7 protein-coding genes and 1 pseudogene are annotated in these 9,407 nt (G+C 66.5%); 3 read left to right on the top strand and 5 right to left on the bottom strand.

Annotated elements, in window-relative coordinates; translation table 11 throughout:
* The 3 genes and pseudogenes from ABEL04_RS07530 to ABEL04_RS07520 form a co-directional block, all read left to right on the top strand.
* A pseudogene (locus ABEL04_RS07530) lies at window positions 1–254 on the top strand (hypothetical protein); the annotation flags it as partial.
* 265 nt (window positions 255–519) lie between these two features.
* A complete protein-coding gene (locus ABEL04_RS07525; RefSeq protein WP_375801770.1) occupies window positions 520–1,953 on the top strand; it encodes a Na+/H+ antiporter NhaC family protein in 1,434 nt (477 codons plus the stop codon).
* 264 nt (window positions 1,954–2,217) lie between these two features.
* A complete protein-coding gene (locus tag ABEL04_RS07520; RefSeq protein WP_375801769.1) occupies window positions 2,218–5,907 on the top strand; it encodes a PAS domain S-box protein in 3,690 nt (1,229 codons plus the stop codon).
* 101 nt (window positions 5,908–6,008) lie between these two features.
* Here the strand turns inward: ABEL04_RS07520 and ABEL04_RS07515 are convergent, their stop codons facing one another.
* The 5 genes from ABEL04_RS07515 to ABEL04_RS07495 form a co-directional block, all read right to left on the bottom strand.
* A complete protein-coding gene (locus tag ABEL04_RS07515; RefSeq protein ID WP_375801768.1) occupies window positions 6,009–6,722 on the bottom strand; it encodes a peptide-methionine (S)-S-oxide reductase in 714 nt (237 codons plus the stop codon).
* Window positions 6,722–7,399, bottom strand: a complete 678-nt coding sequence (msrA, locus tag ABEL04_RS07510; RefSeq protein WP_375801767.1) for a peptide-methionine (S)-S-oxide reductase MsrA — start codon at window positions 7,397–7,399, stop codon at window positions 6,722–6,724. Before msrA ends, ABEL04_RS07515 begins: the two co-directional genes overlap by 1 nt.
* 70 nt (window positions 7,400–7,469) lie before the next feature.
* A complete protein-coding gene (gene msrB, locus ABEL04_RS07505) occupies window positions 7,470–7,901 on the bottom strand; it encodes a peptide-methionine (R)-S-oxide reductase MsrB (protein WP_375801766.1) in 432 nt (143 codons plus the stop codon).
* Window positions 7,902–8,128: 227 nt separating this feature from the next.
* Window positions 8,129–8,656, bottom strand: a complete 528-nt coding sequence (locus ABEL04_RS07500) for a carboxymuconolactone decarboxylase family protein (RefSeq protein WP_375801765.1) — start codon at window positions 8,654–8,656, stop codon at window positions 8,129–8,131.
* A gap of 125 nt (window positions 8,657–8,781) precedes the next feature.
* Window positions 8,782–9,381: a TetR/AcrR family transcriptional regulator gene (locus ABEL04_RS07495; RefSeq protein WP_375801764.1), complete on the bottom strand. Its 600-nt coding sequence runs from the start codon at window positions 9,379–9,381 to the stop codon at window positions 8,782–8,784.
* Between the last annotated feature and the right edge of the window lie 26 nt (window positions 9,382–9,407).

The following is a 9,407-nucleotide window of genomic DNA, read 5'->3' as shown; positions in this document are numbered from 1 at the left end:
GCCTCATGAAAGCGGTCATCGACTCGGAGACGAACCAACTGCTCGGCGCGGCCATCCTGGGCATCGAGGGCGGCGAGGTGATGTCCGTCCTGCAAACGGCCATGATGGGCAAACTGCCAGTCGATCGTCTCCAGTCGGCGCCCTTCGCCCACCCTACGCTGGCCGAGTCGCTTAACAACCTCTTCGCCGGGCTCGACCTGGGCCCCTCCGCCGGGCGGCCGCGGTGCGATGAAGCGAATGGAGCTAACCAGTAGCCTCCGTGAGGTTTACGTCGTCGACGTCTCCTCTCGTCCTCAAGACGAGGCCTCCGCGGTACGAGGTCGATCGTTCCCCCAGGACACCGCCTGAGCGTACCGGCCGCACGCGGCGTGGGCCGACGCGCCGCACCTGGCCAGCGCGTCGGAGCACGACTGTCGCTCCCTCGTGACGCACACTCTGTCGGACTACGACTCGCCGACCCCGACCGCCGAGCTCAGCACGGTTCTTCACCACGTTCGCACGACGCTGGCTGACATGTAGATGGACTGGATCGTTCTGCTTCCGCCCGTCGTGGCCATCGCGCTGGCGCTCTGGACGCGTCAGATCTACCTCTCGCTCTTTGCCGGGCTCTGGCTCGGCACCACCATCCTCGCGGGCGGCAATCCGGTGGCGGGGCTCCGCGAGCTGGCCGAGCAGATCGTAGCGGTCTTCGATTCTGAGAGCAACGTCCGCATCCTCGTCTTTTGCCTGCTGGTGGGCAGCCTCGTGGCGCTGGTGCAGGTCTCTGGCGGGGTGCAGGGCTTTATCGACTGGGCGCGGTCGCGGGGATGGGGCGAGAGTCGACGCGGCGCGGAGCTTTTGGCCTGGGGGATCGGCGTGGTGCTCTTCGTGGAGTCGAACATCTCGTCCCTCACGGTCGGCGCGGTGAGCCGCCCCCTGTTCGACCGCCTCAACCTGCCCCGTGAGAAGCTCGCCTACTACTGCGATGCCACCTGCGCGCCGGTGTGCATGTCGATCCCGCTCAACGGGTGGGGCGCGTTCGTCCTCGGCTTGCTCGGCGCGCAGGAGCTCTCGCAGACGGCCGTGGCGGTGCTGGCGGAGGCGGTGCTCTTCAACTTCTTCGCCCTGTTCGCGATCGGCTTCTCGCTCGTGCTGGCCCTCACGGGGTGGCGGTTCGGCGCCATGCGGCGGGCGGAGGAGCGGGCCGAGGAGACGGGCAACGTCCTGCGCCCCGACGCCCAGCCGATGGTCGAGGAGGAGGTGGCCCGCATCGACCCGCCCGACCACGTGACCCCACGGGCGCGTCACCTGCTGATTCCGGTGGCCGTGATGGTCGCCATGATCTTCGTCGGGCTCTACGTAACGGGCGACGGCAACCTGATGCAAGGGAGCGGCTCCACGGCGGTCCTGTGGGCGGTGGGCACGGCCCTGGGCGCGGCCCTGCTGCTCTACGCGATTCCGCGGCCGCTCTGGAGCGGCCGGCCCACCCTCGCGCCGAGCACGTCGATGGACTGGGTCGTGACGGGGGCCTCCGGCCTCGTGCCCGTCACCCTGCTCCTGGTACTCGCCTTCGCGCTGGGACAAGTGTCGCAGGCCCTGGAGATGGGCACGTACGTGGTGCAGCTCGTGGGCGACACCGGGGCCGCCTGGTGGATGCCCGTGCTTGTGTTTGCCGTGACGAGCTTCGTCTCGTTCACACTCGGCTCGTCGTGGACCGCGTTCGCCATCCTCATTCCGGTGGTGATGCCGCTGGCCGTCGAGATTGCGCTCCCGTCGTCGCTGATGCTCGGGGCGGTGCTGTCCGGCGGCATCTTCGGCGACCACACCTCGCCCCTCTCCGACACGTCCATCATCTCCTCGATGGCGGCGGCGTCCGATCACGTGGACCACGTCAATACGCAGCTGCCCTACGCGCTCGTGCAGGCCGGACTGGCCGCCCTCGCGTTCGTCGCGGCGGGCCTGCTGACAGGATGATTGCCCCCGGCGGACGGTCTCTCTGCGGTCCCGCGTCGGCCCCCTTGATTCCGAAGGGGACCACTTTGTACGCGTCTTGTGTACGTACTTGGTAGCAGAAAAGAGATATTCTCCCCTCCGCGCTCCGCATGACGGCCCTGCCCGATGAGGGAAGGACCCAGTGCAAAGAGGACACTGAACGTTCCTGAGGTCGGCGCACGATCGAAGTGACTCAGGTGGGGCAGTGCAGGAGCGCGTGTTTTGTCGCTCACCTCTCGATTCGCCATGACCGCCGAGCCGACCGCCGACACCGCCGCACGCCTCGACGCCCTTCGCCGCTACGACATCCTGGACACCGCCCCGGAGGACGCCTTCGACCGGATCGTTCGGGTGGCCTCAACCCTTTTCGGGGTCCCCGTCGCCAAGATCAATTTCGTGGACGCAGAGCGCGAATGGTCCAGGGCGGAGGTCGGAACCGACACGACGGAGCGGGAGCTGGAGTCAAGCTTCTGCGCGCATGCGATCCAATCGGAGGACCCGCTGGTCGTCGAGGACGCGACCGAGGATGAGCGTTTCGAGGCGTTTCCGCAGGTCACCGGCGCGCCGGGCATTCGCTTCTACGCTGGGGCGCCGCTCATCGTCCCCGACGGGCCGGCGATCGGAACGCTCTGCGTGCTCGACACTGAACCGCACGCCCCGACCGCGGAGCAGGTGCATCGCCTCGAGGATCTTGCCGACATGGTCGTGGAGAAGCTAGAACGGCGCCGGACGGCCCACCAGGAGGAGACCGTCCAGGAGGCGCGCTATCAGGGCATATCCGAGAGCCTCCCTGGAACGGCCTACCAGCTGACTGCCGGGCCGGACGGTACGCTCGAGTACCAGTTCGTGGGGGACCGGGCGGAGGATCTGCTCGGCATGTCTGCCGACGCGCCCGACTTCATGGATCGGTTTATGGAGCACGTGCCTGTCCCCGACCGGGACCGGGTCCAAGCGGCGTTCGAGAAGGCCCTGGACCGCGAGCAGCCCTGGACCCTAGAAATCCCGTTCGAGACGCCAGAGGGAGAACGGCTCTGGCTCCTCGACTCCGCCGAGCCGGACCGGCAAAACGGCCATCTCACCTACAGTGGCGTGCTTCTGGACATCACGCGCCGGAAACGTTCGGAGGAATGGGCCCAGCTGCAGAGTGAACTCCTCGGACAGGTGCTCGACGGTGCGCCGCTCCAAAAGATCCTGCGGCAGCTGGTGACCAAAATCGAGGACCTCCGTCCCGGCACGCTGGGCTCCGTTCTGCTGTACGACGAGTCCGAGAACTGTCTCCACCACGGGGCGGGGCCGAGCCTGCCCGACGCCTACAACGAAGCGGTCGACGGACTGGAGATTGGACCACGGGCCGGCTCCTGCGGGACAGCAATCCACGAGGACGCTCCGGTGGTCGCCGAGGACCTCCAGACCGATCCGCGCTGGGCGGACTACCGCGACTTGGCCGCCGAGCACGGCCTGCGGGCGGGCTGGTCGGTCCCTATCCGGGGCTCGGAGGATCAAATCCTGGGCACCTTCGCCATGTACTACGAGGAACCGGGTGCCCCAACCGACGCCGACTGGACCTTGATCGAGAACATCAGGTCCCTGACGGCTCTGGCCATCGAGCGGCACCGTGACGCCGAACGGCTCCGGCTCCTGTCCGAGGCGGTTGAGCAGTCGTCCGAGGCCGTCGTCATTACGGAGGCCGACCCCATCGATCCACCGGGGCCGCGCATCGAGTACGTCAACCCGGCCTTCGAGCAGATGACCGGCTACGCCTGGGAGGAGCTCATCGGCGAGACGCCCCGCCTCCTGCAGGGACCGGAGACCAACCGCGACGTCCTCGACTCCATCCGGGACGCCCTGAAGGCCGGAGAGCCCTGGTCCGGAGAGACGATCAACTACCAGAAGGACGGGACGCCGTACGTGCTACAGTGGAGCCTCGCCCCCGTCGAGGATGAGGACGGGGCGCCCGAGCACTGGGTCTCCGTTCAGCGGGACATCACCGAGCGGCGACGGCGCGAGCAGGAACTGGAACGGTACGAGCGGGTGGTCGACAATCTCCCCGTGGGGGTATTCCGGACGACCGAGGACGGGGAGATCATCAGTGCCAACCCAGCCCTGGCGACCCTCTACGGGGCTAGCTCTGCAGAGGCGTTGATCGGAACCAACGCTGGGGAGTTATACGCTGATCCCGCCGACCGGAGGCGACTTCTAGAGACTCTCAAGCAGGAGGACTCCGTTGAGGACCAGGTTCTGCGAGTCGAAACGCTTGGGGGAGACACGCGGTGGGTCGCGACGTCCATCACGCAAATCGAACGGCAGGGGGAACGGTACCTCGACGGCATCGTCCGGGATGTGACCGAGCGACGACGCCAGAAGCGGGAGCTCGAACAGGCCGAAGCGCTCTTTGAAAATGCCCAGAACGGACTCTTTGTCTGCACCGTAGAGGGAGAAAATTTCGCTGTCCAGCGCGCGAATCCGGCCCTTCTGGACGCCTCCGGGTTCACGATGGAAGAGCTCGCAGGCAAGAGCCCCACCGAGATCCTCGGCCCGCAGCACGGTCGTCCCATCGAAGAAGACTACCGCGAGTGCGTCCGGCAGCAAGAGCAAATTTCAACGGTCCACGAACTCCCCATCCAGGGCGAGACGACCCACTGGGAAATCCACGTCGCTCCCGTAGTCGTCGACGGCAACGTGGAGTACCTAGTGGGCTCGGCCCAAAACGTCACGGACCGGCGGCGGCGCGAACAACGCCTGCAGGAGCAACGTCGCAAGATCCAAACCTTGTACTCGACGACGCGAAAGCTCCTCGCGGCCGATAGTCCCGAGGCGGTGTCCGACCACATCCATACGGTGCTCCGGGACACCTTCGACTATCCCCTGAACAATACCGCCTTCGTAGCGGACGAGTGCATCGCGCCCGAGAAGACGACCAAGGCAGAGCACGTTCGGGTCCCGGATCCCGTCTCGCAGCCTACGGACGGAGACAGCGTCTCGGCCCGGGCCCTTCGGGCGGGTGAAGCGGTAGTGGTCCCCCCTGGGACGCTGGACAACGATCTCGACTACGGCGATCTCCAGACGGTCGCCGGCGTGCCCATCGGCGAGTATGGCGTGATTGCCGTAGGGGAGGCCCAGGGCACAGGCTTCGACGCGTTCGACCTGCGCCTGCTCGAAGTGCTGGGGGGCTATGCGGCCCTGGTGCTCGAACACATCGACCGAGAGGCCGAGCTGCAGGCAGCGAAGGAGGAGGCCGAGGCGGCGGCCCAGCTCAAGTCCGCGATGCTCGCCAACATGAGCCACGAGATTCGTACCCCCCTTACGTCGATTACCGGCTTCGCCGAAATTCTGGAGGAGCAACTGGAGGGTCGCGCCCGCGTCTTCGCGGAAAAGGTGTACCAGAGCGGCACCCGCCTCCAGCAGACCCTCGAGTCGGTCCTCCAACTCTCCCGCCTGGAGGCCGGCACGTACAACCTGGACCGGGAACCCGTCGACCTGTCGGCGGTGGTCGAGGACACTGTGGCGCTCCTTCGACCGCAGGCCAACGAGAAGGACCTTTCGCTCCAGGTGTCTTGCGAATCGAATCTCGAAGGTTGGTGGAGCGAGGCGGCCCTGAACCGCATCTTGGAGAACCTCTTGGAAAACGCCATCAAGTTTACGCCGGAAGGAGGTGACGTCTACGTGCGGGCGAGGACGGAGGGGGACGACACCGTGCTCGCGGTGGAGGACACCGGCATCGGGATCAGCGACGAGGCCCTGCCCGACATCTTCCAGGCGTTCAAGCAAGAGTCCGAGGGCATGAATCGGGAGTATGAAGGGACGGGGCTGGGCCTGTCGATCGTAGATCGGCTCGTGGCGGCCCTGGGGGGCACCGTGGACGTAGAGACCGAGGAGGAGAGCGGCACTCGCTTCTCCGTGCGCCTCCCCCCTGCCCCGGACGAGCGGGACGACTGATCGACGACATGAATAGAGTGCTGGTCTCAAGACAGGGGTAGTGGCCCCTGCGTCGTCGTGATGGCCCCGACCATCGCTCCCTCTTTCCCGTGCAGGTCGTCTCACGAAGCCCGCTCCTGCCGGGCCTCGCCCCGAACGAACGCGCGCCACCCCTGCTGTCTTCCGGCATGGGTTCTGAGTCGGGCGAGTGCATCGGGGGGTAGGCCCAAACGCTCCCGGTCGTCGTCGAGGCGCTCCGGGGGGCGGGCGCCGTCGACGTAGCTATTGGTCAGCGTTGCCGCGGGGGATCGGATCAACGCCTCCTCGTCCGGCAGCAGCGACTGGAAGGCCGCCATGAGACGGTCGTCGTCCCGGAGCTTGTAGTTCTGATGGTGCGGGGCCGCCGGGACAAAGGTCGCATCGTCGACGATCTGAATCGTCGCCTCTGCCCCGGAGTTCGCCCTCCACTTTTCGCGCGAGTGGCGTGCCCGTTCGGCCTGTGTCCGCGTCTGGGGCATCAGGGCGTGGCGGTATCGACGCCTGGACGCCGTCTGGGTCGGATCGTGGCCCGCCCAAAAGCGATCCAGCAGCCCCGTGTACGAGAGGCGGTCCGCGTCATACTCGACCCGAACGGCCTCGAGGTGATCGCCGGGATCTGTGTGCGTGGGCCCCGGAGCGGTTCCGCCTGCGAAGCCGGCGCGGGTGCGCACCACCCCGTCCACTCCTCCGAACCACGCATCCGCGCCCCAGAGGCACCCCAGTGCGAAGACGGCCTCCGTCGTCTCGGCGGGGGCGGCCCGATCCATCGGCGGTCGGGACAGGGACGAAACAGACATCACGCGGCGTATCGTTGCTCGGCGATGCGGCGGAGCTCCTCGATAATCGCGTCGGGCAGGCCGAGGCGGGTTCGGTCTTCTTCGAGGCGCTCCGGGGCTCGCCGCCCGCCGACGTACCCATTCACGAGGGCTGCAGCGGGCGAGTCGGTGAATGCCTTCTCATCCGGGTACACGGACTGAAAGACTTCCGCCAGCGGCTCGTGCCGGCGGAGCTTGTGCTTCTGGTGATAGGCCTCTGCGCGGTAGAACGGGGGAGTCTCGATGAGTTCAGTGGCGATGCCCTCATCGTGGCGGGCGGCGACCGTCTCCCGTGTTTCTCGCGCCCGTCTGGCCTGCTCGTCCGTGTAGGGAAAGAGCGCAGGCTGATACTGCCGTTTGAAGGGGGCTCGCGTCGGATCGTGGGCGGCCCAGAAGTGATCGAGCAGATCATCGTAGGCAATCCGTTCCGGGTCGTACTCGACCCGAACCGTCTCGATGTGGTCGCCGATGTCGTCGTAGGTTGGATCCGGTGTCGTTCCCCCTGCGTAGCCGACACACGTGCGCACCACCCCGTCGAGCGCCCCGAAGAGGGCGTCCGGCCTCCAGAAGCATCCCAGGGCGAAAGCAGTGTGGACCGTGTCGGTGGGGACTGCACGATCCATCGGGGGCACGTCGGTCTCAAGAGTTGTAACTGACATTGCGTGGTTGGGCCACTGGGGCCGGTAACGAAGCAGTGAATCACGCGACTGCGCACGCAGGGAGGCAAACCTACTCGCTGTGCTCCCCCTCGGCCTCGAAGTCCAGGGCGGCGGAGTTGATGCAGTAGCGCTTGCCGGTCGGGTCGGGGCCGTCGTCGAAGACGTGGCCCAGGTGGGCGTCGCACTCGGCACAGACGACCTCGGTGCGCGTCCGGCCGTGACTGTGGTCCGGTCGCGTCTCCACCGTGTCCAGGGCCCGGAAGAAACTGGGCCAGCCAGTGCCCGACTTAAACTTGGTGTCGGCGTCGAAGAGCGGCGTTTCGCAGCAGACGCAGCGGTAGGTCCCGTCGCCCTCGTGGTCCACGTACTCTCCCGTGAAAGGGGGTTCGGTACCGCCCTCGCGCGTGACCTTGTACTGCTGCTCGGTCAATTTCTCGCGCCAGCGGTCGTCGGACTGCATTGGGGCGTCGGTGGTGGAGAGCGGGGCGTCGTTGGCGCTCATCGGCAAGGATCTGATTGAGAAGGGAAAATACGCGGATACGAGTAGACGCTGCAGAAGAGACGTCGTTTCCCGATGCTGCGGATATTCCCCGAACAGGACACAGGCATGCCCCCAGCACAAAACGCCGACCCCATCCGGGGAGATGAGGCCGGCGCGCTACGGTCGACGGCGATCCATCGCCGTCATCTCGGTGAGGACGTCAATCGGTCCCCATGTGGAGAGCAGGACTACTGCTGGAACGGCTCGTCGATCTCCGTTCCGGCAATGTGGTTGACGTAGTTGCTGATCGTCTTGATGCCGGTGAGCGCGACGATTTCGTAGAGCTCCGGGCGCTCCAGGCCGAGGTCTGAGAATTCGCCCTCGTCGGCGTCGGAGAGCCAGCCGCGCTTGCCGAGGATGCGGCGCGTGGCCTGCACCAGCGAGCGCAGGCGGTCGTCGTCGGGGAGTCCCCCCGCGTTGATCGTCTCGACGGTCCCGGCGTCGAGCCCGGCCTGCTGCCCAGCCACGGCGTGGGCCTTCGTGCAGTAGTGGCAGTCGTTGTAGCTGGAGACGGCGAGGATGACGGCCTGCTGCTCAGCGGGGGAGAGCACGCCTTCGTCCTCAACGAGGCCCGTCGCCGTGAGGTATGCTTCGGCGACGGCCGGGTTGTGGTCCGTAATCTCGGATACGAGATTGGGCACGAAGCCAAGGGCCTGCTCGGCCTTCTCGTGAACTTGATCGGCGTGCGTGGTGGTGTCGGCGGTGGTGGTAGCCATAGAACGTAGGCGGTTCATTAGTGAAAAAAGGTGCGAAGCGAGGAACGCCGCGGCGGCCAACCGCCTCGGCATTCTACCTATGGGTTGGTAAGCACTTGGAGACGTTACAGGGCAGTTCGCCTCCCTCATCCCGTAATCGTGTCGATGAGATTCTGGAGCGCGTCTCGGTACGCCTCGGGGGCACTCGGCCGGTGTCGACTCGTCAGCATCGCGCCCTCGACCGCCGCGAGAAACAGCGCCGCGACCTCGCGGGACGTCTCGCAGCCGCTCAGCCCCGCGGGATCCGTTTCGCCCTCGGCTACGATGGTGGTCAGCCAGTCTTCCTGGTCCGCAAAGAAGCGCCGGACTTCTCGCTGCACCGCTTCCGGAAGGGCCGACTCGGCGGCCGCGAGGCCTCCGCAAAGGCAGAATCCCCCGTTTTCGAGGATTTCAGCGTAGAGGGCAACGTACGCCCGGAGCCGCCCCCGAAGGTCCTCCGTCTGGGCCACGATGGCTGCGCGCTCCTGAGCGTTGGCACGACGGTAGCGGCGCACCAGCGCCTGTCCCAGGTCCGCCTTCGACGGGTAGTGGTAGTGGATGGCGGCGGTCGTCAGGTCGAGCGCGTCGGCGAGGTCGCTGTAGCTGACGGCGTGGTATCCGCGCCGCTGAAGGAGCCCCTCGGCCACGTCCAGGATGCGGTCGGCCGTGGCATCCGAGTTTTTCGGAGCAGCGTCGGGATTTTCCACTGAGATTACTTATTAATCAGTAAGTA

Origin of the sequence: Salinibacter sp., from assembly GCF_042218895.1 — a bacterium.
Lineage (GTDB): Bacteria > Bacteroidota > Rhodothermia > Rhodothermales > Salinibacteraceae > Salinibacter.
Note: the sequence above shows the minus strand (reverse complement) of the source record. Positions and strands in the feature narration are given on the sequence as shown.

Coding starts and splice junctions, on each gene's coding strand:
- ABEL04_RS07525 (WP_375801770.1), top strand. CDS start 520: ATGGACTGGATCGTTCTGCTTCCGCCCGTCGTGGCCATCGCGCTGGCG.
- ABEL04_RS07520 (WP_375801769.1), top strand. CDS start 2,218: ATGACCGCCGAGCCGACCGCCGACACCGCCGCACGCCTCGACGCCCTT.
- ABEL04_RS07515 (WP_375801768.1), bottom strand. CDS start 6,722: ATGTCTGTTTCGTCCCTGTCCCGACCGCCGATGGATCGGGCCGCCCCC.
- msrA (WP_375801767.1), bottom strand. CDS start 7,399: ATGTCAGTTACAACTCTTGAGACCGACGTGCCCCCGATGGATCGTGCA.
- msrB (WP_375801766.1), bottom strand. CDS start 7,901: ATGAGCGCCAACGACGCCCCGCTCTCCACCACCGACGCCCCAATGCAG.
- ABEL04_RS07500 (WP_375801765.1), bottom strand. CDS start 8,656: ATGGCTACCACCACCGCCGACACCACCACGCACGCCGATCAAGTTCAC.